Source organism: Streptomyces flavofungini (genome assembly GCF_030388665.1).
GTDB classification, from domain to species: Bacteria; Actinomycetota; Actinomycetes; order Streptomycetales; family Streptomycetaceae; genus Streptomyces; species Streptomyces flavofungini_A.
Genome location: NZ_CP128846.1, coordinates 7,219,345 through 7,242,084, shown reverse-complemented (window position 1 = coordinate 7,242,084; position 22,740 = coordinate 7,219,345). Strand labels below are relative to the sequence as shown.

22 protein-coding genes are annotated in these 22,740 nt (G+C 74.2%); 8 read left to right on the top strand and 14 right to left on the bottom strand.

Annotated features, from left to right (window positions below; genetic code table 11):
• Nucleotides 1–3 precede the first annotated feature (3 nt).
• Nucleotides 4–546: a MarR family winged helix-turn-helix transcriptional regulator gene (locus tag QUY26_RS31015; protein ID WP_289952506.1), complete on the top strand. Its 543-nt coding sequence runs from the start codon at nucleotides 4–6 to the stop codon at nucleotides 544–546.
• A 49-nt stretch (nucleotides 547–595) separates the two neighbouring features.
• Here QUY26_RS31015 and QUY26_RS31010 read toward each other — a convergent pair whose 3' ends face one another.
• The 3 genes from QUY26_RS31010 to QUY26_RS31000 form a co-directional block, all read right to left on the bottom strand.
• Nucleotides 596–1,744 (bottom strand): aminotransferase class V-fold PLP-dependent enzyme, encoded by a 1,149-nt coding sequence (locus QUY26_RS31010; RefSeq protein ID WP_289952503.1) that lies wholly within the window; start codon nucleotides 1,742–1,744, stop codon nucleotides 596–598.
• Nucleotides 1,745–1,880: 136 nt separating this feature from the next.
• Nucleotides 1,881–2,615, bottom strand: a complete 735-nt coding sequence (locus QUY26_RS31005; RefSeq protein ID WP_289952501.1) for a DsbA family oxidoreductase — start codon at nucleotides 2,613–2,615, stop codon at nucleotides 1,881–1,883.
• Nucleotides 2,616–2,714: 99 nt separating this feature from the next.
• Nucleotides 2,715–3,098, bottom strand: coding sequence for a winged helix-turn-helix transcriptional regulator (locus tag QUY26_RS31000; protein ID WP_289952496.1), 384 nt, complete (start codon nucleotides 3,096–3,098; stop codon nucleotides 2,715–2,717).
• Nucleotides 3,099–3,160: 62 nt separating this feature from the next.
• On the opposite strand from QUY26_RS31000, the gene QUY26_RS30995 reads away from it, so the two are divergent.
• Entirely contained in the window at nucleotides 3,161–4,282 is a 1,122-nt protein-coding gene (locus QUY26_RS30995; RefSeq protein WP_289952494.1) for a Gfo/Idh/MocA family protein, read from the top strand.
• A 3-nt stretch (nucleotides 4,283–4,285) separates the two neighbouring features.
• On the opposite strand, the gene QUY26_RS30990 is transcribed toward QUY26_RS30995, so the two are convergent.
• A complete protein-coding gene (locus QUY26_RS30990; RefSeq protein ID WP_289952493.1) occupies nucleotides 4,286–4,912 on the bottom strand; it encodes a DUF1349 domain-containing protein in 627 nt (208 codons plus the stop codon).
• Nucleotides 4,913–4,916: 4 nt separating this feature from the next.
• A complete protein-coding gene (locus QUY26_RS30985) occupies nucleotides 4,917–6,458 on the bottom strand; it encodes an aldehyde dehydrogenase (NADP(+)) (RefSeq protein ID WP_289952492.1) in 1,542 nt (513 codons plus the stop codon).
• Between the two features lie 185 nt (nucleotides 6,459–6,643).
• Between QUY26_RS30985 and QUY26_RS30980 the strand changes: the two genes are divergently transcribed.
• The 5 genes from QUY26_RS30980 (at nucleotide 6,644) to QUY26_RS30960 (ending at nucleotide 12,184) form a co-directional block, all read left to right on the top strand.
• A complete protein-coding gene (locus QUY26_RS30980) occupies nucleotides 6,644–7,417 on the top strand; it encodes an IclR family transcriptional regulator (protein ID WP_289952491.1) in 774 nt (257 codons plus the stop codon).
• A gap of 133 nt (nucleotides 7,418–7,550) precedes the next feature.
• On the top strand, nucleotides 7,551–8,615 hold the full coding sequence (locus tag QUY26_RS30975) for a hypothetical protein (RefSeq protein ID WP_289952489.1): 1,065 nt from the start codon (nucleotides 7,551–7,553) through the stop codon (nucleotides 8,613–8,615).
• On the top strand, nucleotides 8,612–9,988 hold the full coding sequence (locus QUY26_RS30970; RefSeq protein ID WP_289952486.1) for a sensor histidine kinase: 1,377 nt from the start codon (nucleotides 8,612–8,614) through the stop codon (nucleotides 9,986–9,988). Before QUY26_RS30975 ends, QUY26_RS30970 begins: the two co-directional genes overlap by 4 nt.
• Entirely contained in the window at nucleotides 9,985–10,650 is a 666-nt protein-coding gene (locus tag QUY26_RS30965) for a response regulator transcription factor (RefSeq protein WP_289952482.1), read from the top strand. Before QUY26_RS30970 ends, QUY26_RS30965 begins: the two co-directional genes overlap by 4 nt.
• An 88-nt stretch (nucleotides 10,651–10,738) precedes the next feature.
• Entirely contained in the window at nucleotides 10,739–12,184 is a 1,446-nt protein-coding gene (locus QUY26_RS30960) for a peptidoglycan D,D-transpeptidase FtsI family protein (RefSeq protein WP_289952481.1), read from the top strand.
• Between the two features lie 75 nt (nucleotides 12,185–12,259).
• On the opposite strand, the gene QUY26_RS30955 is transcribed toward QUY26_RS30960, so the two are convergent.
• From QUY26_RS30955 to QUY26_RS30930, 6 genes are all read right to left on the bottom strand, one after another.
• Nucleotides 12,260–13,042, bottom strand: a complete 783-nt coding sequence (locus tag QUY26_RS30955) for a hypothetical protein (protein WP_289952480.1) — start codon at nucleotides 13,040–13,042, stop codon at nucleotides 12,260–12,262.
• Complete coding sequence (locus QUY26_RS30950; protein ID WP_289952479.1) at nucleotides 13,039–13,377, bottom strand: PadR family transcriptional regulator; 339 nt, start codon at nucleotides 13,375–13,377, stop codon at nucleotides 13,039–13,041. Before QUY26_RS30950 ends, QUY26_RS30955 begins: the two co-directional genes overlap by 4 nt.
• A complete protein-coding gene (locus tag QUY26_RS30945) occupies nucleotides 13,374–14,126 on the bottom strand; it encodes a CPBP family glutamic-type intramembrane protease (RefSeq protein WP_289952477.1) in 753 nt (250 codons plus the stop codon). The genes QUY26_RS30950 and QUY26_RS30945 overlap by 4 nt, the downstream gene beginning before the upstream one ends.
• A gap of 72 nt (nucleotides 14,127–14,198) precedes the next feature.
• Nucleotides 14,199–15,947: an L-arabinonate dehydratase gene (gene araD, locus QUY26_RS30940; RefSeq protein WP_289952476.1), complete on the bottom strand. Its 1,749-nt coding sequence runs from the start codon at nucleotides 15,945–15,947 to the stop codon at nucleotides 14,199–14,201.
• Nucleotides 15,944–16,900: a dihydrodipicolinate synthase family protein gene (locus tag QUY26_RS30935; RefSeq protein WP_289952475.1), complete on the bottom strand. Its 957-nt coding sequence runs from the start codon at nucleotides 16,898–16,900 to the stop codon at nucleotides 15,944–15,946. Before QUY26_RS30935 ends, araD begins: the two co-directional genes overlap by 4 nt.
• A 188-nt stretch (nucleotides 16,901–17,088) precedes the next feature.
• Nucleotides 17,089–17,691, bottom strand: a complete 603-nt coding sequence (locus QUY26_RS30930; protein ID WP_289952474.1) for a TIGR03086 family metal-binding protein — start codon at nucleotides 17,689–17,691, stop codon at nucleotides 17,089–17,091.
• Nucleotides 17,692–17,831: 140 nt separating this feature from the next.
• Here QUY26_RS30930 and QUY26_RS30925 point away from each other — a divergent pair, with 140 nt between their 5' ends.
• Nucleotides 17,832–19,049, top strand: a complete 1,218-nt coding sequence (locus QUY26_RS30925) for an MFS transporter (protein WP_289952473.1) — start codon at nucleotides 17,832–17,834, stop codon at nucleotides 19,047–19,049.
• Here QUY26_RS30925 and QUY26_RS30920 read toward each other — a convergent pair.
• The 3 genes from QUY26_RS30920 to QUY26_RS30910 form a co-directional block, all read right to left on the bottom strand.
• Nucleotides 19,024–20,379, bottom strand: coding sequence for a S28 family serine protease (locus tag QUY26_RS30920; RefSeq protein ID WP_289952472.1), 1,356 nt, complete (start codon nucleotides 20,377–20,379; stop codon nucleotides 19,024–19,026). The two genes, QUY26_RS30925 and QUY26_RS30920, sit on opposite strands and share 26 nt — an antisense overlap.
• A gap of 102 nt (nucleotides 20,380–20,481) precedes the next feature.
• On the bottom strand, nucleotides 20,482–21,648 hold the full coding sequence (locus QUY26_RS30915) for a hypothetical protein (RefSeq protein WP_289952471.1): 1,167 nt from the start codon (nucleotides 21,646–21,648) through the stop codon (nucleotides 20,482–20,484).
• The gene (locus tag QUY26_RS30910) at nucleotides 21,645–22,586 is read right to left on the bottom strand and encodes a 5-dehydro-4-deoxyglucarate dehydratase (protein WP_289952466.1); all 942 of its coding nucleotides are present in this window, start codon (nucleotides 22,584–22,586) and stop codon (nucleotides 21,645–21,647) included. Before QUY26_RS30910 ends, QUY26_RS30915 begins: the two co-directional genes overlap by 4 nt.
• Nucleotides 22,587–22,740 lie beyond the last annotated feature (154 nt).

Sequence of the window (22,740 nt, the reverse complement as noted above, 5' to 3'; positions counted from 1 at the left end):
GCGATGCAGGCCGAGACAGGAACGGCGGGGGCCGCACAGGCCGACCCCGCGTGCAGCGAGCGGCTGCCTCTGGCCGCCCAGGACGGGCCGGTCAGCATGACGATCAGCCGGGTGGCCCGGCTGCACCGGATCGCGGCGGGCAAGCTCCTGAAGGGCCTCGGCCTCTACCCCGGCCAGGAATTCGTGATGATGCACCTGTGGGACGCGGGCCCGGTGCGCCAGTCCGACCTCATCAAGGCCGTCGACCTCGACCCGTCGACGGTCACCAAGATGCTCCAGCGCCTGGAGCAGGCCGGGCACGTGCGGCGGCGCCCCGACCCCGACGACCGCCGGGCCGTGCTCGTCGAGGCCACCGACTCCAGCTGCGGCCTGCTCACCGACGTGCGGCGCTCCTGGGGTGAGCTGGAGGACCACACCCTCGCCGGCCTCGACCCCGCCGAGCGGGCGGAGCTGGCCCGGCTGCTCGGCCGGGTCGAGGCCAACCTCTGCGTGGAGACGGCGGACTGCCCGGAGGAGGCGCGGCGGCGGGCGGCGCTCGGCAGGTAGGGCGGCGGGCCGCCGGGCGGACGCGGCCCGCCCCGGCCCGCCCGGCTCCTCAGCCCTCGCCGAGCACCTCCAGGAGCCGGTCCACGTCGGCCTCCGTGTTGTACAGGTGGAAGGCCGCCCGCAACTGGCCCGCGCGGTCCGAAACCTCGATGCCCGCCGCGCTCAACTCCGGCTGCCGGACTCCGAGTCCGGGCACGGACACGATGGGCGATCCCGGCGCGGCCACCGGCTCGTGGCCGAGCGCCGCAAGTCCGGCACGGAAGCGGTCCGCGAGCGCGAGGTCGTGGGCGCGGATCGCGGCCACGCCCAGCTCCTCGATCACGGCGAGGGAGTGCCGCGCGCCCGCGTACGCGAACAGGCTCGGGCTCTCGTCGAACCGCCGTGCGGAGCGGGCGAGTTCGGCGATCGGGCCGTAGCAGCTGTCCCAGGGGCGCTCCCCCGCGACCCAGCCCGCGAGCAGCGCGGGCACACCCCCGAAGGCTCCGGGGGTGTCGGGGTCCTCGGGGCCGTCGGGGACCACGAAGAACGCCACGCCGCGCGGGCACGCGAGCCATTTGAAGGCCACCGACGCCAGGAAGTCCACGTCGGCGATGTGCTCGACGAGGTCCAGCCACCCAGTCGCCTGCGAGGCGTCCAGGTAGAGGCGGGCGCCGTGCGCGCGGGTCGCGGCGCCCAGCGCGGGCAGGTCCACGATCCGGCCGTCCGCCGACTGCGCCGCAGAGACCGCGACCAGGGCGGTGCCGGGGCGCACGGACTCCGCGATCCGCTCCAGCGGGACCATGCGGACCTTGAGGTCGGCGCGCATGTGGAAGGGGTTCACCGTCGAGCTGAAGTCGCCCTCGGCGGTGAGGACTTCGGCGCCCGCGGGCAGCGAGGCCGCGACCAGGCCGCTGTACACGGCGACGGACGCGCCCGCCGCGACCCGGCTCGGCGCCACCCCGACCAGGCGCGCGAACGCGGCGCGGGCCGCCTCCACGTCCGCGAACATGTCGGCCGGGCGGCCCTCCGCCACGGACAGGGTCGCCTCGTGCATGGCCCGGACGGCGCGCGCCGGGAGCAGGCCGGTGCTCGCGCTGTTCAGGTAGGTGGTGCGGGGGGTGAACTCGGAGCGTACGAGCGTCTGGAAGGCCGCCGGTGTCGTGGCGGAGTGCGACGCGGTCTGGACGGTCGGAACGGGGCCCTGGCCGGAAGTCTCCATGAGGTCACTGTGCCGCCTCGGTCGGGCCCGGTCCATTGCGGATACCTGACCCGTACCGCTTAGCGACGCTTACTCATGGCCTCCGACCAGGGCGGATGCCGTACGGCGCGGATCGGCGGGGCCGGTACGGCGCGGGTCAGGCCCGCGGCACCGCGCAGCCGTCCGGGCCGCAGGCCTCGCCGTCGGCGCCGTCGGCCGCGCCGTCGGCGAGCACCGTCAGCGGCGAGCGGGCGCCCCAGGCCTGCTCCAGGGCCTGCGTGAACACCTCGGCGGGCTGGGCGCCGGAGACGCCGAACTTCCGGTCGAGCACGAAGAACGGCACGCCGTTCGCGCCCAGCTCGGCGGCCTCGCGCTCGTCGGCGCGGACCGCGTCGGCGTACGCGTCGGGGTCGGCGAGGACCGCGCGCGCCGCGTCCGCGTCCAGGCCGGCGTCGGCGGCGAGGGCGATCAGGCGCTCGTCGTCGAAGACCGAGCGCTCCTCGGCGAAGTTGGCGCGGTAGAACGCGCCGATGAGGCGGTCCTGGGTGTCCTGGCCGCCCTGCTCCCGCGCGAAGTGCAGGAGGCGGTGCATGTCGAAGGTGTTGCCGTGGTCGCGGCCCTCGGTGCGGTACGCCAGGCCCTCGGCCGCCGCGTTGTCGCCGAGGCGGCGTTCGGCGTCCTTCGCCTGGTCCTCGGTCATGCCGTACTTCTGCGCCAGCATCGGGATCACGGCGGCCGTGTCGCCCTTCGGGCGGTTCGGGTCCAGCTCGAAGGAGCGGTGGATCACCTCCACGGCGTCCTGGTGCTCGAAGGCCCGCAGGGCCTTCTCGAAGCGGGCCTTGCCCACGTAGCACCAGGGGCAGGCGATGTCGCTCCAGATCTCGACGCGCATGTGGTTCTTCCTTGGATCGTACGTAAACGGAGACGTCCTCCGCGTCTGTGCAACCCGGGCCCGGCCGTTTCCATTCCCCTTCCATTCCCCGCCGCGCCCTCACCCCGCCCCGGGGCCGAAGCGGTGAGTGTTCGTGCGGATCCAGGTGCGGAGGTGGGACAGGGGCTCCAGGGCGCCCCTGCCCAGGGGGGTGAGTTCGTACTCCACCCGGGGCGGGACCTCCGCGTAGACCGTGCGGCGCACCAGGCCGTGGTCCTCCAGGCGCCGCAGCGTCCGGGTGAGGACCTTGGGGCTCACGCCCTCCAGGCGGGCGCGGAGTTCACCGAAGCGGCGGGGGCCGTCCTCAAGGGCGGTGATCGCGAGGCCGACCCACTTCGTGGCGAGCAGTTCGAAGATCTCCCGGCCGGGGCACAGCAGGCCGTAGATGTCGTGCCGGTGCTCCGTGGCCGCCGACGGCGGCGTAAAGCGGCTCTGAGCTGTCATGGTTTCCAGAATATAGTTGGGGCCCTTGCGGGTGATCGGGCTCCGGGCCCTACGGTCCGGGCATGATCAAGGACATCGGGAACACCGCCGTCGGCGTCGGCATCGTCGGCCTCTCCGCCCGCTCCGGCTGGGCCGCGCGGGCCCACCTCCCCGCCCTCACCCGCCTCCCGGGCTACCGGCTGCGCGCCCTGGCCGCGTCGACGCCGAAGTCGGCCCGCGCGGCAGGCGAGACGTACGGGATCGGGCGCACCCACGGGTCCGCCGCCGAGCTGGCCGCGGACCCGGCCGTGGACCTGGTCGTGGTCAGCGTCCGGGTGCCCCGGCACCGGGAGGCGGTCCTGGCGGCGCTGGCGGCCGGGAAGCACGTCCTGTCGGAGTGGCCGCTGGGCAGGGGCGTCACGGAGGCCGAGGACCTCGCCGCGGCGGCGGCCCGCGCCGGGGTGCGGACCTTCGCCGGGCTCCAGGCACGCGTGGCGCCCGCCGTGCGGCACCTGCGCGACCTCGTCGCCGAGGGCTTCGTGGGCGAAGTGCTGTCCACGAGCCTCGTGGCCTCGGGCCGCCGCTGGGGTCCCACCTTCGAGCCGGGCGGCGCCTACCTCCTGGACAAGGAGAACGGCGGCACGATGCTCACCATCCCCTTCGGTCACACGGTGGACGCGCTGACCATGGTGCTCGGCGAGTTCGCGGAGGTGTCGGCGACGACGGCGGTCCGGCGGCCGCTCGTCACCGAGGAGGGCAGCGGGCGCGCCGTCCCGATGACCGCCGAGGACCAGATCGCGGTCAGCGGACGGCTCGCCTCCGGCGCCGTCGCCTCCGTGCACTTCCGGGGCGGGCTCGCACGCGGCACGGACTTCCACTGGGAGATCAACGGCACGGACGGCGACCTGGTCGTGACCGGTGACCACGGGCATCTGCAGCAGGCCCGGCTCACGGTGCGGGGCGCCCGGGGCGCGGACACGGAAATCGCCGAACTCCCCGTCCCCGGCCGGTACTTCGACGTACCCGAGCTGGACGGGCTGCGTGCGGACCCCGCGTACAACGTCGGGGTCCAGTACGCGAGGATCCTGCGGGACCTGCGCGAAGGAACCCCTACCGTGCCGGACTTCGCGCACGCGGCCCGGCGCCAGCGGCTGCTCGACGCGGTCGAGCGGGCCGCAGCGACGGGGACGCGCGTCACGCTCTGAGGCTCAGGAGCCGTCGCGCAGGCCCTTCGGCCAGTTCGGGCGGAACTCGATCTCCTCGAACGTCACCACGCACCCCTCGCCCTGCGGCGACTGCGCGAGGAAGCCCACGAGCGCCGCGGCGGCCGCCTCCGCGTCGCCGAGCTGGAAGATGCGCACGAACGTCCAGTGCGCGCCGTCCGTCGAGGCGTGGAAGGCGAACGCCGTGCCGGTGCGGCTGATCCGCAGCCAGACGCTGGAGCCGTCCACGACGAAGGCGTTGGCGTCGTCCGAGCGGCCCCGGGTGACCACCGTGCAGATCGTGGGGCGGTCCGGGGAGCGCTCGAAGCAGAGCTTGGCCCACTCGCGCTCCCCCACGTGCAGGTACAGCACCCCCGCGTCGAAGGCGGCGGCGAAGCCGACCGTGACGCGGGCGATCAGCTGGAAGTCCCCCTCGGGCGCGCCGAGCAGCCGTGGCGCGTCGGACGCCGGGTCGAGGGCCTCGCCGGTGGGCGGCACGAAGCGGTCCTGGCGGGGGCCCGCCCAGCCGGTGAGGACACCGTTCTCGTAGCTCCAGTCGCCCTCGGGGCCGTACGGCCGCAAGGTGAAGGGGAGTTCGGGCAGGGTGAGGCTTCCGGTCTGCTTGGCGTTCATGCCGTCAGTGTTCCAGGCGTCCGTCGTAGCGGCGCGGCAGACCGAGGGGATTGGCGTCGTGGAGTTCCGGCGGCAGGAGCGCCTCGGGGGTGTTCTGGTACGCGACGGGGCGCAGCCAGCGCTCGATGGCGGTGCCGCCGACGGACGTCGAGGTGCTGGTGGTGGCGGGGTAGGGGCCGCCGTGCTGCTGGGCGGGGGCCACGGCCACGCCGGTGGGCCAGCCGTCGACCAGGACCCGCCCGGCCAGCGGGGTCAGTTCGGCCAGGAGCCGGGGGCCGCGGCCCTGGGCGGCCGGGGCGTCCGCGGCCTCGTCGGCGGACAGGTGCACGGTCGCGGTGAGGTTGCCGGGGAGCCGGGCGAGCACCGCGCTGATCTCGGCCTCGTCCGCGTACCGGGCGACGACGGTGACCGGCCCGAAGCACTCTTCGAGGAGCAGGTCGTGGACGCCCTCGGCGGCGAGGCGGGCGGCCGGGACGGCGAGGAAGCCGGCGGTGACGGTGTGCTCGTCGGCCGCGCCGGGCGCCACCGGGGCGCTCACGTCGGGCAGTTGGGCGCGCTCGACGACTCCGGCGACGAAGTTGTCGCGCATGCGGTGGTCGAGGAGGACCCCGGCGGCGGTGGCGCCGAGGCCTTCCGTCAGGGACTTCAGGAGGCGGTCGCCGCCCGCGCCCTCGGGGGCGAGGACCAGGCCGGGCTTCACGCAGAACTGGCCGACGCCGAGGGTCATGGACCCGGCGAGGCCGGTGCCGATCTGCTCACCGCGCTCGGCGGCCGCGGCCTCGGTGACGACGACCGGGTTGAGGGAGCCGAGTTCGCCGTGGAAGGGGATCGGCACGGGGCGCGCGGCCGCCGCGTCGAACAGGGCCCGGCCGCCGCGCACCGAGCCGGTGAAGCCCGCGGCGGCGACCAGCGGGTGGCGGACCAGGTCGACGCCCGCGTCGAAGCCGTGCACCAGGCCGACGACGGCCTCGGGCAGTTCGTGGCGCGCGGCGGCGGCGCGCAGGACGGCGGCGACGCGCTCGGAGGTGTCGGGGTGGTCGGGGTGCGCCTTGACGACGACGGGGCAGCCGGCGGCGAGGGCGCTCGCGGTGTCGCCGCCGGGCACGGAGAAGGCGAAGGGGAAGTTGGAGGCGGCGTAGACGGCGACGACGCCGAGCGGGATCTTGTAGCGGCGCAGCTCGGGGACGGGGGGTGTGGCGGCGCTGTCGGGGTGGTCGATGACGACGCCGAGGTAGGCGCCCTCGTCGACGAGGTCCGCGAAGGCCCGCAACTGGTAGCGGGTGCGGGCCAGTTCGCCGGTCAGGCGGGCGGTGCCGAGGGCCGTCTCGGCGTCCGCGGTCGCGACGAGGTCGTCCTCGGCGGCCTCCAGGAGGTCGGCCGCGGTGCGCAGGAAGGCCGCGCGGACGGTGCGGTCGGCCAGCGCGGCGCGCGCCGCGTGCGCGGCCGTGACGGCCCGGTCCACGTCCTGCGCGGTGGCCTCGGCGGCGACCTGTGCGCGCCGCTTCCCGGTTCGGGGGTCCACACTCCAGACTGGTGCTGCTGCCACCGCGGGTTCCTCCAGGGTTGCCGTGCGAAGCCGGTGTCCGCGGCCCGGATGTCACGAGCCGCTCACCGTGCGTCGGATCTGCTGCCACTCACCAGGGGCGTTCGATATGCTGAACGCCGTCCCCGATGATGAATCGTGGGGGACAGTGGAGACTATTTCCTGTCGGACGTGAGGGGTCAAGGGCGATGTCGGCTGGGGAGACGGGCGGGGGCGCGCAGGTCAAGTCCGCGGTGCGGACGGTGGAGTTGCTGGAGTTCTTCGCGGGGCGGCCCGGGATGCACGCCCTCGCCGAGGTCCAGGAGGCCGTCGGGTACCCGAAGTCCAGCCTCTACATGCTGCTTCGCACCCTCGTGGAGCTGGGCTGGATCGAGACGGACGCGACCGGTACGCGGTACGGCATCGGGGTGCGGGCGCTGCTCGTCGGCACGTCGTACATCGACGGCGACGAGGTCGTCGCCGCGGCCCGCCCGACGCTGGACCGGCTCTCGGACGACACCACGGAGACCATCCACCTCGCCCGCCTCGACGGCACCAACGTGGTGTACCTGGCCACCCGCCAGTCCCAGCACTACCTGCGCCCCTTCACGCGCGTGGGCCGGCGCCTGCCCGCCCACTCCACGTCGCTCGGCAAGGCGCTGCTCGCCTCCCACACCGACGAGCAGGTCCGCAAGATGCTCCCCGAGACACTGCCGTCGCTGACCGAGAACACGATCACCGACCGCGAGAAGCTCATCGAGGAGCTGCACGCGGTGCGCGAGCAGGGCTTCGCCGTGGACCGCGAGGAGAACACCCTCGGCCTGCGCTGCTTCGGCGTGGCCATCCCCTACCGCACCCCCGCGCGCGACGCCATCAGCTGCTCGGTGCCGGTGGCCCGGCTCACGCCCGCCCACGAGCAGATGGTCAAGGACGCGCTGTTCGACGCCCGGGACCGGCTCACCCTGGCCACCCGGCGGCTCTGAGGCCCACCCGCACCCGCCGCGCGGCTCCCCCGTGCCCCTCCTCGCGGGCCGGTGCTCCCTCCCCCGTGCGGCGGAGGCGGTTCACCGACAGGCAGGAGGCGGCGGGCGGGGCCACGGCGGGAGCGTGGGGGGCATGAGCCAGACTCCCGTCCTCGCCCCGGCCGCCGACCGCGGCGCGCGCCCCTTCACCGGCAGGCTCCGGCCGCTGCTGCGCGCCGTCGCCGTCGCCGCCTGCCTCCCCTACCTCTCCCTGAAGGTCGCCTGGATCGCCGGGAGCCGCATCGGCATCCCGGACGGCAGCTCCCTCCTGGACCACCGCGGTCTGATGGCCGTCGCCAACAGCGTCACCGTCCTCATGGACGGCGCCGTCATCGTCCTCGCCCTGCTCCTGACCCGGCCCTGGGGGCGGCGCGTACCGGCCTGGCTGCTCGGCCTGCCCATGTGGGCCGCGACCGGCCTTCTGCTCCCGATCATGGGCGGGTTCCCGGCGCAGCTCGCGGTGCGGGCGTTCGGCGGGTCGGTGAACAACGCCGGGGGGACCGGCCGCGAGGCGTTCCTCGACGAGTGGGTGTTCGGGGTGGTGTACGGCGGGTTCATCCTCCAAGGGCTCAGCCTGGGGCTCCTGTTCGTCCTGTACGCCCGCGACCGGTGGGGGCACCTGTGGCGGGGCCGGATGTGGGACCTGCCGAAGGCGGGCCCGGGCGGGCGGGCGGCGCGGGTGTGCGCGGTGGCGGCCGCGGTGCTCGCCCTGTACCCGGCCGGGCTGCGGCTGCTGTGGGCGGGCGGTTCGACGTCCGGCCTGAACGAGGCACGTGTCGCCGAGCGCACCTTCGACTTCCACGTCCTGTCGGCCCTGGAGTTCGGCTACCTCGCCGCGGCCGTGGTCGGCGCCCTGGTCCTCGCCTTCCGGCGGCTGCCCGCGCTGCCCGTGAAGGTGCCGCTCGCGCTCGCCTGGGGCGGGTCCGGCGCGGTGGCGTGCTGGGGCGGGTGGCTGTTCGCGGCGACGCTCGCGGGCTCCGGGGACGTGGCCGAGCAGCCCACGTCCGCGATGGTCCTGTCCTACGCTGTGCAGATGATCATCGGAACGCTCGTGGCCGCCACGGGGGTGCGCTTCCTCGGGGAGCGGGCGGCGGCGCGCACCAGGGGCACGCCCACCACCCCCCGGGTCGCCCCGCAGAGCCCACGGCAGTCCGCGTGAGACGACCGTCCTCGGGTGGTGCGCGGCGGCTCGCCACGGTCCTCGTCGGGCGGCGGACGCGGCGGCGGTGGATCCATCTGATCCTCGGCGGCGCGCTCGCGATGCCGTACGTCTTCGTCGGGTCGACGATGGCCGGGCCGCTGCTCGGCGAGAAGATGATGTTCGGTTCGTTCACCTCCCAGCTCCTGTCGTTCGCGTTCGGGCTGCCGCTGGCAGCGATCACCGCGCTGTTCCCGCTGACCCGGCCGATGTCGGTGGCGGCGGTGCGGGCGCTGTGCCAGGTCCCCGACGCGTCGCTCGCCGACGGGCCGCCGCGGTCGCGGGCCGCGCGCGGGCGGACCGTCGCCTGGTTCACGCTGCACCTCGGCTTCGGCGGGATCATCAGCGGGATGACGCTCGGACTCGTGCCGTTCGCGACCTTCCAGCTCCTCCTGCCGGTCTTCGTGGTCCTCGGGGACTCCTGGCTGGGGCTCCCCGAGAACCTGCGGGAACCCTGGGTGCTCGCGCTCGCGCCGGTCACGGGCACCCTGTTCCTCGCCGCGCTCGCCGGGTGCGTGGCGGGTGCGGGTGCCCTCCTCGCGCGCTGGGCACCGCTGCTGCTCGGGCCCACGCCCGCCGACCGCCTCGCCGACGCCGAGCGCCGCGCCGCCGACCTGGCCGTGCGCAACCGGCTCGCCCGCGAGCTGCACGACTCGGTGGGCCACGCGCTGAGCGCCGTCACGCTCCAGGCGAGCGCGGCCCGCAAAGTCCTCGACCGGGACCCCGAGTTCGTCCGCGAGGCCCTGGCCGCCATCGAGGACACCACCCGGCGGACCGTCGGTGAGCTGGACGCCGTCCTCGGTGTGCTGCGCGAGGGCGGCGAGCGCGGCTCCACCGCACCGGCACCCACGCTCGGCGGCGACCTCGCCGGGCTGATCGACCGCACCCGGGCGGGCGGCCTGCGCGTCGACGCGGACATCGACCCGGAGGTCCTCGGCACCTCAGGGCCCGGGGCCGCGTACGCGGACGCGCTGCCGCCGATGGTGTCCCGCGAGGGCTACCGCATCGTGCAGGAAGCCCTCAGCAACGCGCTCAAGCACGCGGGGGCGGACACCGTCGTGACGCTGCGCGTCGCCCTCGACGGCTCCGGCCTCGAGATCGTCGCCGAGAACACGCTGCCCGCCGGCGGGAGCGGGGCGGCGCCCACCCGCACGGGCGGCGGCCACGGCCTGCGCGGCATCGCCGACCGGGCCCGCCTCCTCGGCGGCACGGCCCGGGCCGGACCCGTCGACGGCCCGCCCGATGCCGCCGCCCCGGCCGACGGCACGCCCACAGCCCCGGCCGCCACCACCTGGCGACTCCACGTACGACTGCCCCTGAAGGGACACCCATGACCGACCCCGCCGCCCCGCTGCGCATCGTCCTCGCCGACGACGAGCGGATGGTGCGCACCGCGCTGCGCGCCATCCTCGCCGCCGAGCCCGACCTGGAGATCGTCGGTGAGGCGGCGACCGGCGCCGAGGCGGTGTCCGTGGTGCGCGAGCTGAAGCCCGACGTGGTGCTCATGGACGTACGCATGCCGGAGATCGACGGCATCCGCGCCACCGAGCAGATCCTCCAGACGATGCCCGAGCCGCCCCGCATCGTCGTCGTCACCACCTTCGAGAACGACGCGTACGTGTACGAGGCGCTGCGCGCCGGGGCGTCCGGCTTCCTGCTGAAGCGGGCCGAGGCGGAGGCGCTGGTGCAGGCGGTGCGGCTCGTGGCGCGCAGCGACTCGCTGCTGTTCCCCGCGGCCGTACGCGCCCTCGCCGCCGAGCACGCGCGCGCCGAGACCGCGCAGGCGCCCTGGGTGGCGCGGCTCACCACACGCGAGAGCGAGGTGCTGCGGCACATGGCGGGCGGTCTCACCAACGCGGAGATCGCCGAGCGGATGGAGGTCGGCCCCGCGACGGTGAAGACGCACGTGGCGGCGGTCCTCGCGAAGACGGGGGCGCGGGACCGGACGCAGGCGGTGATCGCGGCGTACGAGGCCGGGTTCATGCGGAATGCGTGAGGCCGGGTTCATGAGGAGTTCCTGAGAAAACGGACACATCGGCGCAAGTGGGGAACGCGAGGCGGTGGCGTGCTCGTCCTCCCGTGAGATGAACAAGACGATCAGGCACACCTCGGTGTTCGTGCTGCTCCTGGTGCTCGCCCTGCTTGTGCGGGCGACCTGGGTGCAGTTCCACGACTCCAAGGCACTCGCGGACGACAAGCTGAACCGGCGCAACGTGATCGAGCAGTACGCGTACCCGCTGGGCGACATCATCGTGGCCGGGGACGCCGTCACCGGCTCGAAGCGCACGAAGGGCGGTGACCTGGCGTACAAACGCACCTACAAGGACGGCCCGCTGTACTCCGCCGTCACCGGCTACAGCTCACAGGTGTACGGGGCCACCCAGCTGGAGGGCATCTACAAGGACGTCCTCGACGGCACCGACAACCGCCTCAAGAACCCCCTCGACACGCTCACCAACAAGCGTGCCGACCCCGGTGACGTCCTCACGACCATCGACCCGGCCGTGCAGAAGGCCGCGTACAAGGCGCTCGGCGACAAGAAGGGCGCGGCCGTCGCCGTCGACCCGAAGACCGGGAAGATCCTCGGCATGGTCTCCACGCCGTCCTACGACCCGTCGAAGATCAGCGGTTCCACCGACGGCGACGCGTGGAAGGCCCTCACCTCCGACGAGGACAAGCCGATGGTGAACCGCGCGCTGCGCCAGCCGCTGCCGCCCGGTTCGACGTTCAAGCTGGTCGTCGCGGCGGCGGCGCTGGAGAGCGGGCTCTACGGGTCGGTCGACGAGAAGACCGCGAGCCCCGACCCGTACACGCTGCCCGGGACGCGCACCGTCCTCAAGAACGAGAACGCCTCCGCGCCCTGCGCGGACGCCACCATCCGCACGGCCCTGCGCTACTCCTGCAACAACGTCTTCGCCAAGATGGCCGTCGACCTCGGGCAGGACAAGGTCAAGGCCCAGGCCGAGAAGTTCGGCTTCAACGCCGACAAGCTGGACGTGCCCGTGCGGGCGGCGAAGAGCTCCTACCCCTCCGGCATGGACAAGGCGCAGACCGCGCTCACCGGCATCGGGCAGTTCGACGTGACGGCCACCCCGCTGCAGATGGCCCTCGTGTCCGCCGCCATCGCCAACGGCGGGGAGCTGGCCTCGCCGCACATGGTGTCGAAGGTGACCGACGCGGACGGCAACGTGCTGCGGGACTACGGCGACGGGGGCTCGAAGCGGGTCATGAGTGCCGGGACCGCCGAGGGCTTGCAGTCCGCCATGCGGACGGTCGTCGAGGAGGGCACCGGCACCAACGCGAAGATCGACGGAGCCGTCGTCGGCGGCAAGACCGGTACCGCTCAGCACGGCGAGAACAACTCCAAGACGCCGTACGCCTGGTTCACCTCGTACGCCAAGGGCGCGGGCGGCAAGGAGGTCGCTGTCGCCGTGATCGTGGAGTCGTCGGACGCCGCGCGGTCCGAGGTCAGCGGGAACGGGCTGGCCGCGCCGGTGGCTTCGGCGATGATGCGAGCGGCTCTGCGCTAGCCGGGACTCTCTGTCCCGGCGCTGCGCGCCGTCGCCCCGCCCCCGCGGCGCCACGCCCCGGCCGAGCCGTGCCCTTCACGTACGGTTGCGCCACCTGCGCCAGGCCACGAACAGGGCCACCGGCACCGCCGCCCCGGCCAGGAGGCCCGCCACATAGCCCAGGCCGGAGGACGCCTCCCCGTCCCGGAGTGCGATGGTCACGCCGGACGCGGCAAGGGCGATCACCAACAGGCCCAGCAGAGCGTAGAAGCGGGGGCTGAAGTAGGTGCGGCGGGTGGGGGGTGCGGGGATCGTGGACAGTTCCGCGGCGGGGCCGAGGCTCGCCGCGCGCGGGCGCTTGAACCACGCGTACACCACCCAGTCGCCGCAGGCCTCCCAGCCCTCGGGCGCCAGCCGCTCGTCAAGGCCCTCGCGGCCGCGTGTGACCAGCTCCCGCCGGTACTCCCACCGCTGGGGGCGGTCGAGGTCCCGGTGGCAGACGAACCGGCCGACCGCGTCGACCCGCCGCATCTCCCAGCCCTCGTCGCCGAACCGGCCGATGAGCTCCTCGTCGACGAACGTGTCGGCGGTCCACCGCCAGACCTCGGTCCGGGAGTCCCCCTCTGCCCGGGGCGGGGCCTCCCTCCCCCAAGCTCTCGGCTTCGCTCGAGCAGGGGGGACCCCCATCGCCCCGGGTGCCAGCTCGCGAGCGAACTCCTCGACCGGCCCGAACTCCTCCTCCGCCGTGCCCCCGCACTCCGCCAGGTGCGCCGCGAGGTCCGCGACGGTCACCCGGACGTGCTCGGCGGGCAGCCCCTGCTCCCGCAGCCTCGCACCGAGTCCGTCCAGGTACGAAGCAGCCGTGTCCGCCGAGTTCATCGCACTCCCGCCTTCGCCAGGACCTCACGTACCGAACCGTCGAAGGCCAGCCACAACGCCCCCTGGGAGGAGAGGACTTCGCGGCCCCCGGCGGTGAGGGTGTAATAGCGCCTGCCCGGCCCCTTCTCCGTCGCGCGGAACTCCGCCGCCACCAGGCCCGCCTCCTCCAGGCGGTTGAGGACGGGGTACAGCGTGCCGCCCTTGATCTGCCCGAAGCCCGCCGCGCCGAGCTGCTTGGCGATCTCGTAGCCGTAGCTCTCGCCGTCGGTGAGGGAGGCGAGGACCAGGAGGTCGAGCACGCCCTTGAACCAGCTGGCGCGCCGGTCCGCGGTCATGCCGTGCCGCCCTGGGTCCGGGGCAGTTCGGGCGCGGGGATCAGCAGGTCGCGCACGCTGATCATGGCGTGCACGGCGATGGGCAGGAGCAGGCTGCCGGTGGCCAGGTACAGGCCGGTGAGCAGCGCGCCGAAGAGGGCGAGGACGACGATGCCGGCACCGCCCTGGTACCAGCCCGCGAGCGCGTACACGGCGAGCGCGAGCGCCGCCGCCAGGTAGGGGTCGAGGCCGAGGGCGCCGACGCCGAAGGCGATGAGCAGGCCGCGGTAGACCAGCTCCGCGCAGATGCCGTCGGTCACCGCCGCGGCGATCGCGAGCCGCCGCTCCGCGCCGGTGCGCGGCAGCATCGCCTCGATCGCGGCGCGGCCCGGGATGTGCTTGCCCTCCTTGGCCATGTCCCGGAAGGCCCGCCCGGACGCGACGGCGATCGCGGCGAAGAGGAGGACCACGGGGACGAAGAAGAGCGGGTCCTCGGGCAGAGCCATGCCGAAGTCCGTCGCCCTCGCGTCCGGCGAGAGCAGCAGGGTCGTCACCGCCAGTGCGGCGAACGCCCACCAGAGGCTGATGGAGAGGGTGAAGTAGCGCACGAGCGCGCGTGGTTCGCTCGCGCGGCGGCGCGCCAGCGAGGCGTACATGCGGCGGCCGAGCCACGGCTCGACGAGCAGCAGGTAGGCGCCGAGCGCGCCCGCGAGGGCCGTGGCGGCGCCGGAGAACTCCGGTGCAAAGTCCGGCGTGAGGATGGATGACATGGTCGTGCGCCCCCCGGTCTTGTGAACTGCCCAGACCGTAGAACGACCTAGTTAGGAATGCAACCTAGCCAGTCATCCTGCGTAGGGGTCGGGCACGGCTCCCGGCCTGGCCAGGAAGTCGAAGTCGCAGCCGGTGTCCGCCTGGGTGACGTGGGCGGCGTACAGGGCTCCGTAGCCGCGTTCGTGGCGGACGGGGGGCGGGGTCCAGGCGGCGCGGCGGCGCGTCAACTCCTCTTCGGGGACGTCGAGTCGGAGGGTACGGGCGGGCACGTCGAGGGTGATCGAGTCGCCGGTGCGGACCAGGGCGAGCGGGCCGCCGACGTGCGACTCGGGCGCGACGTGCAGCACGCAGGTGCCGTACGAGGTGCCGCTCATCCGGGCGTCGGAGATCCGCACCATGTCGCGCACGCCCTGCTTCAGGAGCCGCTCGGGGATCGGTAGCATGCCGTACTCGGGCATGCCCGGACCGCCCAGGGGGCCGCTGCCGCGCAGCACCAGGACGTGGTCGGCGGTGATGCCGAGGGACGGGTCGTCGATGGTGCGCTGCAGGGTGCGGTAGTCGTCGAAGACCACGGCGGGGCCGGTGTGCCGCAGCAGCCGGGGCTCGGCGGCGATGTGCTTGATGACGGCGCCGTCGGGGCAGAGGTTGCCGCGCAGGACGGCGACGCCGCCCTCGGGGGCCACGGGGTCGTCACGGGTGCGGATGACGTCGTCGTTGTGGACCCGGGCGGACTTGAGCTGTTCGCGCAGGGTGTCGTGGGCGACGGTGGGGCGGTCCAGGTGCAGCAGGTCGGGGATGCGGGTGAGGAAGCCGGGCAGGCCGCCCGCGAAGTGGAAGTCCTCCATGAGGTGCGTCGAGCCGCCCGGCCGCACGTCGGCGAGCACCGGCACCCGGCGTGCCGTGCGGTCGAAGTCGTCGAGGGTGAGGCGGACCCCGGCGCGGGCGGCCATCGCGATCAGGTGGATGACGGCGTTCGTGGAGCCGCCGAGACCGAGGACGGTCGTCACCGCGTCCTGGAAGGCGTCGGGGGTGAGCAGGTGCGACAACGTGCGTCCCGTGCGGACGAGTTCGACGACGCGCAGGCCGGACGCGGCGGCCATGCGCTCGTGCGCGGAGTCGACGGCCGGGATCGACGAGGCGCCGGGCAGGGTCACGCCGAGGACCTCGGCGGCGGCGGTGAGCGTGGAGGCGGTGCCCATCGTCATGCAGTGGCCCGGGGAGCGCGCCAGGCCGCTCTCCAGCTCGGCCAGTTCGCAGTCGCCGATCAGACCGGCCCGGCGCTCGTCCCAGTACTTCCACATGTCCGTGCCGGAGCCGAGGACCTCGCCCCGCCAGTGGCCCGGCAGCATCGGCCCGGCGGGCACGAAGACGGTCGGCAGGTCGACGGAGGCGGCGCCCATCAGGAGCGCGGGCGTCGACTTGTCGCAGCCGCCGAGCAGCACCGCGCCGTCCACGGGGTAGGAGCGGAGCAGCTCCTCGGTCTCCATGGAGAGGAGGTTGCGGTAGAGCATGGGCGTGGGCTTCTGGAACGTCTCGCTGAGCGTCGAGACGGGGAACTCCAGGGGGAAGCCGCCCGCCTGCCAGACCCCGCGCTTGACCGCCTGGGCGCGCTCGCGCAGGTGGACGTGGCAGGGGTTGATGTCCGACCAGGTGTTGAGGATCGCCACGACGGGCTTGCCCAGGTGCTCCTCGGGGAGGTAGCCGAGCTGGCGGGTGCGGGCGCGGTGCGAGAAGGACCGCAGGCCGGCCGAGACGCCGGACCCGTACCACTGGTGGCTGCGCAGGCCGGGCGTGCCCTCCGGTATGCCCCCGCCGCTCACCGGCCCCACCCCGCCACGATCTGCGCGACCTCCGCGCGCACCGGCTCCGGCAGCACGCTGCTCGGCGGGCGTACGTCGCGGCGGCACAGGCCGAGGACCGCGAGCGCCTCCTTCACCACGGACACGTTGGCCGCCGAGCCGTCGGCGGCCCGCAGTTCCTCGAAGCGGCGGATCCGCTCCCACACCGCCATCGCCGTGCCGTGGTCGCCCTCCCGCAGCGCCCCCAGCATCGCGAACGAGAGCAGCGGCGCCACGTTGACCAGGCCCGAGGTGAAGCCGGTCGCCCCGGCCGAGAAGTACGCGGGCGCGTACGGCTCCGCGAGGCCCGCCACCCACACGAACCGCTCGGCGCCCGCGTCCCGCGCGAACGCCGCGAAGCGTGCCGCGTCCGGCACCGCGTACTTCACACCGGTGACGTTCGGGCAGGCGTCGGCCAGTTCGGCGAGCCGGGCTCCCGGCAGGGCCGCGTCGCGTACGTAGGGCACGACACCGAGACCGGGCACGGCCTCGGCGACGGCCCGGTGGTAGGCGACCCAGCCGGCGCCGGAGACGTACGGGTGCGCGGGCTGGTGGACCATCACCAGGCGCGCGCCCGTCTCGGCGGCGTGCCGGGCGTCGGCCGTCGCGGTCGCCAGGTCGTGCCCGACGCCGACGACGACGGCGGCCCGCTCCCCGGCCTCGGCGACGGTCAGCTCGGTGACGGCGCGCCGCTCCTCGGGGCTCAGGGCGTAGAACTCGCCGGTGTTGCCGTTCGGCGTGAGCGTGCGGACGCCCGTGTCGAGCAGGCGGCGCAGCAGGGCGCGGTGGGCCGCGCGGTCGAGGGAGCCGTCCGCGGCGAACGGGGTGACGGGGATGGCCACGACGTCGGCGAGGGCGGCGCGGCGCGGGTCCGATGCGTCCCACGGGGGCTCCGCCGTCCCTGAGGCCGAGGTTCCTGAGGTCGCTGGAGTCATGGGCGCGCGCCTCTCGCGTATCGCGTCTCATATATGACGCATGAAGTACGACGCGATGAAGCTAGGCGCGCCGCACGGGCCGCGTCAACGGCTGTGCGACGACCGGTCGTTGCGCCGCCCCGTCACTCCCGGGCGCACCTGTCGCTCCCGGTCGCCCGGTCGCACCGGGTCAGCCCGGTCATCCCGGGTCAGGGCCGCCACGCCGGGTCGCGCCCGCTCAGGGCCACCACCTGGTCCAGGAGCGAGGCGCCCTCGGGGACCGGCAGCGGCGGCCCGAAGAGGTTTCCCCGGGCCTCGGGCGGCTCCGCCGCCGTGGCGGACACCATGGCGTAGGAGACGGCGAGGCCGGCCTCGTCGGGGGCGTACTCCTGGCCCGTGGCGCGCGCCAGGTCCCAGCCGTGCAGGACGAGTTCGTTCATGGCGATGGTGCCCGCGATGTCGCCGGGCAGGTCGACGTCGGCCGCCCGGGTGTCCCCGGTCCACGCCGCCGGGTCCCGCCACGCCTCGGCGAGCAGGGCGAGCTGCCCCGGCAGTGCCTCCCGCCAGCCCTCGGCGAGGTCCGGCAGGGCGCTGCCCGGGTCGGTGCCCGTGATCTCCCCGAGCTCTTTGCGGCCGGCCTCGGTGAAGGCGAGGGTCAGGAAGACGACGTGGCCGAGGAGGTGGCGCACCGCGTAGTCGGGGCAGGGCGTGGGCCCGTCGAGCTGGTCGTCCTTGACGGCTCCGGCGAGCCGCGCCACGAGTTGTGTCTGCGGGCCGAAGTCCGGCAGCAGGGCCTCGGTGTCGTCCGGCATGGGGTTCTCCTTCGTCCGCGTACGAGGCCCTGGTAAGGCCTTCTCCTCAGGTCGACTCCCCGGGCGCGCCGAACTCATCGCCGCCGCGTAGGGCATCTGCCCGATGCCCTGCGCGCGGCCTCAGAACCAGCCTCGGGCACATGGCAACGACGATCGGACGTGTCCTGCGGGACCGCAACGCGGGCCTGTACCTGACGGCGGTCGTGGTCTCCGGGTTCGGGAGTTCCGCGATGACGCTGGTGTCGGGCATCTGGGTGAAGGAGCTGACCGGCTCCGACGGCCTGGCGGCCCTGTGCACGCTCGCCCTCTGGGCCCCGCTGCTCCTCGGCCCCCTGCTCGGCACCCTCGCCGACCGCACCCGGCGCCGGCCCCTGCTGGTCGCCGTGAACGTGGGCCTCGGGGTGCTGCTGCTGTCCCTGCTGTGGGTGGACCGCGTGGGCGGTGCGGCGGGGCTGTGGCTGCTGTTCGCCGTGCTCGTGGTGTACGGGGCGTGCGGGGTGGTCACGGACGCGGCGGAGGCCGCCCTGGTCGCGGGGGCCGTCGGCAAGGACCTGCTCGGGGACCTCAACGGGCTGCGGATGTCCGCGAACGAGGGCATGAAGCTGGTGGCGCCGCTGGCCGGGGCCGCGGTGTTCGCCGCCTGGGGCGGACCGCGGGTGGCGCTGCTCGACGCCGTCACGTTCGTCCTTGCCGGTGGTCTCTTCGCGCTGCTCCGGGTGGCGGAGGCACGCCCGGCGCCGGACCCGGAGGGGTGGCGGGCGGGCACCGCGCGGGGCGCCCGGCTGCTGTGGGGCGACGGGCGGCTGCGGCCGCTGGTGGTCGCGGGCGGGCTCACCATGCTGTCGTCGGGCGTCAGCGGCGCGCTCGTCTACGCGATCGTCGAGGCGCTCGGCCACTCCCCCGCGTACACGGGCGCGCTGTACGTCGCGCAGGGCGCCGGGTCCGTCGCCGTCGGGATCGCCTCGGGCGCCCTGATGCGGCGCGTGGGCGAGCGGCGGTTCGCGGGCGGCGGGATCGCGCTGACCGCGGTGTCGGCGGTGCTCCTCGCTCTGCCGTGGGACGCGCTGGTGCTCACGGGGAGCCTCGCGAACGGGGTGGGGCTGCCGTGCGTGCTCGTGGCCGCGCTGACGGCCGTGCAGCGCGAGGCGCCGCAGGAGCTGGTGGGGCGGGTCGCGGCGACCGCGGGCACGCTGATGTTCGCGCCGACGGCGGCGGGCATCGCCCTGGGCGCGGCGCTCGTCGAACTCGTCGACCACCGGCTGCCGTTGTACGCCCTCGCGGGGGCGCGGCTGCTGATCGCCACGCCCCTGCTCCGGTCCGTGGCCGGGCGCGCTACCGCACGCCGGCCCAGCGCTTGATGGTGGCGACGGCCCGCGACTGCTGCGGCTCGGGCAGCTTCGCGATGCTCGCGCCGTGGTTGGCGCCCGGCACCTCGTACAGGTACGAGTCGCGGTGGCTCGGCGTGAACCGCTCCGCGCTCCACGGGTCGTTCTCGCCGTAGACGAACATCATCCGCTGCCCGCGGGTCTTCACCCAGCGGTCGACGTCGGCGATGGTGCTGTTGTCGTACGAGCCGCGCATGGCGGGCGGGAGCACCGAGTTCGGCTGGTAGATGTCCGGGTAGTGGCGCACGTCCTTGAGGTGCTTGAACTTCAGGTCGGCCCAGCCGAGTTGGGTGGCGGCCTGGCGGTAGTAGGGGCCGGTGCCGTTCTCGCCGAGCTCGGCGTCGTGGTAGACGCTCAGGCCGTGCTTCTTCGACCAGTCGTAGAGCTCGTCGTCACTGGCCTTCTTCGCGTCGGGCACGGTCGGGCAGTCGGCGGCGGTGCCGGACTGCCAGAAGTTCCACACCTGGTCGAGGACGGCGAACTCGTACGCCCGGTCGGTGGTGCCGAGCGTCTCGTGGAAGGTCTGGCCGTTGGCCTTGGCGTCCGCCTCGAACTTGGGCAGGAGCGCGTCGCGGCGCACCAGCATCTCGCGCTGCACGGCGTTCAGGGCGGTGCGGCACTCCTTGGTGCCGACGGTCCTGAAGAAGCGCTCGTAGGTGCTGTCGTCCTTGTTGTTCGCGTCGTTGGGGGCCACGAAGGCGACGACGGCGTCCAGGTCGCCCGGGTAGAAGCGCTCGTGGTACGTGGCGGTCATGCCGCCCTTGCTGGCGCCCGTGCCGAGCCACTTGCCCTTCTCGACGGTGCGCAGGGCCTTGGTGATGCGATGCTCGTCGGCCGCCTCCTGCTGGACGGTCATCTTGGACCAGTCCTTGCCCGCGGCGCCGGCGGGGCGGGACTGCTCGAAGTAGCGGTGCTCCAGGCTGACCTGGTTGGCGTCGATCAGCTTGGTGAGGGCGGTGGTGCCGGAGGCGAGGGTGTAGCCGCCGGTGTAGAGGACGGTCGGCTTGTCGGTGGCCTTGTGCCAGAGAGTCAGGCGCTGGGTGAAGGTCCCGGAGGCTGTGGGGCGGTGGTGGTCGACGGGCTGGCGGTACGTCAGGGAGTAGAGGGGGTGGCCCTCCTTCTCCGTGACGGAGACGACCGTCATGCCCGGGATGTTCTCGAGCTGTTCGCGGATGTCGGCCGTGCCGGTGGGGCGGGGGCCGGTCTGCGCGGTCTGCGCGGCCGCGGGCGCCGTGGTCGCGAGCACCGCCGCGCCCGCCGTGAGGCCGGCACAGACCAGCGCGGATATCCCCTTGTTGCGCACCTTGTCTCCTCGTCTGACGATGAGTCCCGCCGCGGGGCGAGCGGGTGGGTTCACCCTGTTCTCGCCTGTTCGCGGCGTGTGGTGCGCGGATCGTAGCCGTTGTCAGTCGATCTGCGACAGGGCCGCCCCGACCAGCGCCAGATCGTCGTCCGATGCCAACCCGGCGTGGTAAAGCCGCAGTTCAGTGGCGCCGTGGCGGGCCGCGGCGCGGGCGTCGGCGGTGAGTGTGGCGGGGCTGCCGCCCATGCCCGCCACGACCGTGAGGTTGGCCGCGAGGACGGTGTCGGGACCGGCGTGCGCGGCGAACGGCGCGAGCAGGCCGGGGCCGGAGGCGCAGGGCACGACCACGCCGTCGGCGACGGACAGGACGTGCCGCGGGTCGACTCCGGCGTTGGCCCCGCAGTGGTGGGCCACCGGGTCGGCGTGCAGCAGCACCCGGAAGCCGTCGGGAGCCGCCGCGCGCACCGCGCCGACCGCCGCCTCCTGGAGCGCGCGGGCGCACCCCTCGCGCCAGGCCCGGGTGACCGCCGCCGCCTCGGCGCCGAGGAGCTTCTCCACGCCGGTCCAGCCGGGGTCGGTGGCCGCGCCCCGCCACACCGGCTCCAGGGCGAGGCGCACGGCGGCGGCCAGTTCGTCGGGGTCGTGGCCGTGCCCGGCGTACCCGGCGCGGCAGCCCCCGCAGAAGCACAGCGACATCAGGTACTGCCCGGCCTCGCCGAGGCCCACGCCCGCGATCTTGTCGTGGGCGTGCAGGTGCGCGAGGCCGTACCAGCCGCACGACTCCAGTTCGGTGCCGCCCGCGCAGGGCCTCGTGGCGGCTTCCGCGGCGAGGTCGACCAGGTAGGCGCGGGTGGCGGGCTGCGCGATACAGGGCGCCCACGGGTAGCGGTCGCCGTAGGCGTTCACGACGGAGGTGTCCGGGTGCTCGGCGCCCAGACGGGAGTTGTGCGCGAGGACCACCCAGGTGTGCACGTCCAGCCCGGCGGCGGCCAGCGCGTCGGCGGCCTCCTGGTAGGTGTCGCCCGGGGCCCAGGCTCCGGCCGGGCGGGGGCGCAGGGCGCGGGCCGCCCAGCGGTCGTCCGGCTCGTACAGGACCGCGGCGTGCTCGGCGGTGACGACGCGGTGGCGGGGGTGGCGGGGGGTGAGGGCGCGGGTGGAGTGGTAGGCGGCGGCGAGGGTGACCTGTGCGACGCCGAGGTCCGCGATCCGCGCGGCGGCCCGCGGGTCGCCGACGACGTCCCAGGGGTAGAGGAACGCGGACGCTCTCACGTGCCCTCCCGCAGCAGTGCCCGGCCGCGCTCGACGAGTTCGGCGAGCCGCTTGACGTGCTCGTCGGAGGGCTCGTGCAGCGGCGGGCGCACCCCGCCGACGTCGAGCCCGGCGAGGCGGACCCCGGCCTTGACGAGGGAGACCGCGTAGCCGCGGCCCTCCTTGCGCAGTTCGACGAAGGGCCGGTAGAAGCCGTCGATGAGGCGCTCCGCGGTCTCGTCGTCGCCGGAGTTCAGGGCCTTGTGGAAGGCGAGCGCGAGGTCGGGCGCGAAGCAGAAGACGGCCGAGGAGTAGAGGCTGACGCCGATGCCGCGGTAGGCGAGGCCGGTCAGCTCGGCGGTGGGCAGGCCGTTGAAGTAGAGGAAGTCGCCGGGGGCCTCGGCGCGCACGGCGCTGACGACGCGCTGCATCAGGTCGAGGTCCCCGAGGCCGTCCTTGAAGCCGATGATGCCGTCCGCGCGGGCGAACTCGACGACCGTCTCGGGGGTGAAGACGGCGTTGTCGCGCTGGTAGACGATGACGTCCAGGGAGGTGGCGGCGGCCAGTTCGGTGTAGTGCCGCAGCAGGCCCTCCTGGGCGGCGACCACCAGGTACGGCGGCATGGCGAGGAGCCCGTCGGCGCCCGCCGCCTCGGCGATGCGCGCGTACCTGACGGCGAGCGCGGTGCCGTACCCGGCGCCCGCGACCACCGGGACGCGGCCCGCGGTCTCCTCGACGGCGGCCGTGACGAGCAGCTGGAACTCCTCGGGGGTGAGCGCGTGGAACTCACCCGTGCCGCAGCACGCGAACACCGCGGCGGCGCCCGCCTCCACGCCCCCGCGCACATGCGTGCGGAAGGCCTCGATGTCGACGGAGCCGTCGGCCGCGTACGGCGTGACCGGGAAGAACAGCGGCCCGCTGGGAACGCGGAGCCTGGCGGCGAGGGGGGCTGACGTCACGGGCTCTCCCTTAGCGTACACGTTTATGATTCACATCCATATCCCTGAACGCGCCCACGCTAAGCCGCGAAGCCGGGCCGGTCAAGCGCGCGAACCCGCAACTCAGGACCGGATTCACGGACTCCGCGCCCCACTTGACGTCGCACGCCACGCT

What these genes read in the sequence shown, in the direction of transcription:
- QUY26_RS31015 (WP_289952506.1), top strand. Translation starts at nt 4, where the DNA reads ATGCAGGCCGAGACAGGAACGGCGGGGGCCGCACAGGCCGACCCCGCG.
- QUY26_RS31010 (WP_289952503.1), bottom strand. Translation starts at nt 1,744, where the DNA reads ATGGAGACTTCCGGCCAGGGCCCCGTTCCGACCGTCCAGACCGCGTCG.
- QUY26_RS31005 (WP_289952501.1), bottom strand. Translation starts at nt 2,615, where the DNA reads ATGCGCGTCGAGATCTGGAGCGACATCGCCTGCCCCTGGTGCTACGTG.
- QUY26_RS31000 (WP_289952496.1), bottom strand. Translation starts at nt 3,098, where the DNA reads ATGACAGCTCAGAGCCGCTTTACGCCGCCGTCGGCGGCCACGGAGCAC.
- QUY26_RS30995 (WP_289952494.1), top strand. Translation starts at nt 3,161, where the DNA reads ATGATCAAGGACATCGGGAACACCGCCGTCGGCGTCGGCATCGTCGGC.
- QUY26_RS30990 (WP_289952493.1), bottom strand. Translation starts at nt 4,912, where the DNA reads ATGAACGCCAAGCAGACCGGAAGCCTCACCCTGCCCGAACTCCCCTTC.
- QUY26_RS30980 (WP_289952491.1), top strand. Translation starts at nt 6,644, where the DNA reads ATGTCGGCTGGGGAGACGGGCGGGGGCGCGCAGGTCAAGTCCGCGGTG.
- QUY26_RS30975 (WP_289952489.1), top strand. Translation starts at nt 7,551, where the DNA reads ATGAGCCAGACTCCCGTCCTCGCCCCGGCCGCCGACCGCGGCGCGCGC.
- QUY26_RS30965 (WP_289952482.1), top strand. Translation starts at nt 9,985, where the DNA reads ATGACCGACCCCGCCGCCCCGCTGCGCATCGTCCTCGCCGACGACGAG.
- QUY26_RS30960 (WP_289952481.1), top strand. Translation starts at nt 10,739, where the DNA reads ATGAACAAGACGATCAGGCACACCTCGGTGTTCGTGCTGCTCCTGGTG.
- QUY26_RS30955 (WP_289952480.1), bottom strand. Translation starts at nt 13,042, where the DNA reads ATGAACTCGGCGGACACGGCTGCTTCGTACCTGGACGGACTCGGTGCG.
- QUY26_RS30950 (WP_289952479.1), bottom strand. Translation starts at nt 13,377, where the DNA reads ATGACCGCGGACCGGCGCGCCAGCTGGTTCAAGGGCGTGCTCGACCTC.
- QUY26_RS30945 (WP_289952477.1), bottom strand. Translation starts at nt 14,126, where the DNA reads ATGTCATCCATCCTCACGCCGGACTTTGCACCGGAGTTCTCCGGCGCC.
- QUY26_RS30935 (WP_289952475.1), bottom strand. Translation starts at nt 16,900, where the DNA reads ATGACTCCAGCGACCTCAGGAACCTCGGCCTCAGGGACGGCGGAGCCC.
- QUY26_RS30930 (WP_289952474.1), bottom strand. Translation starts at nt 17,691, where the DNA reads ATGCCGGACGACACCGAGGCCCTGCTGCCGGACTTCGGCCCGCAGACA.
- QUY26_RS30925 (WP_289952473.1), top strand. Translation starts at nt 17,832, where the DNA reads ATGGCAACGACGATCGGACGTGTCCTGCGGGACCGCAACGCGGGCCTG.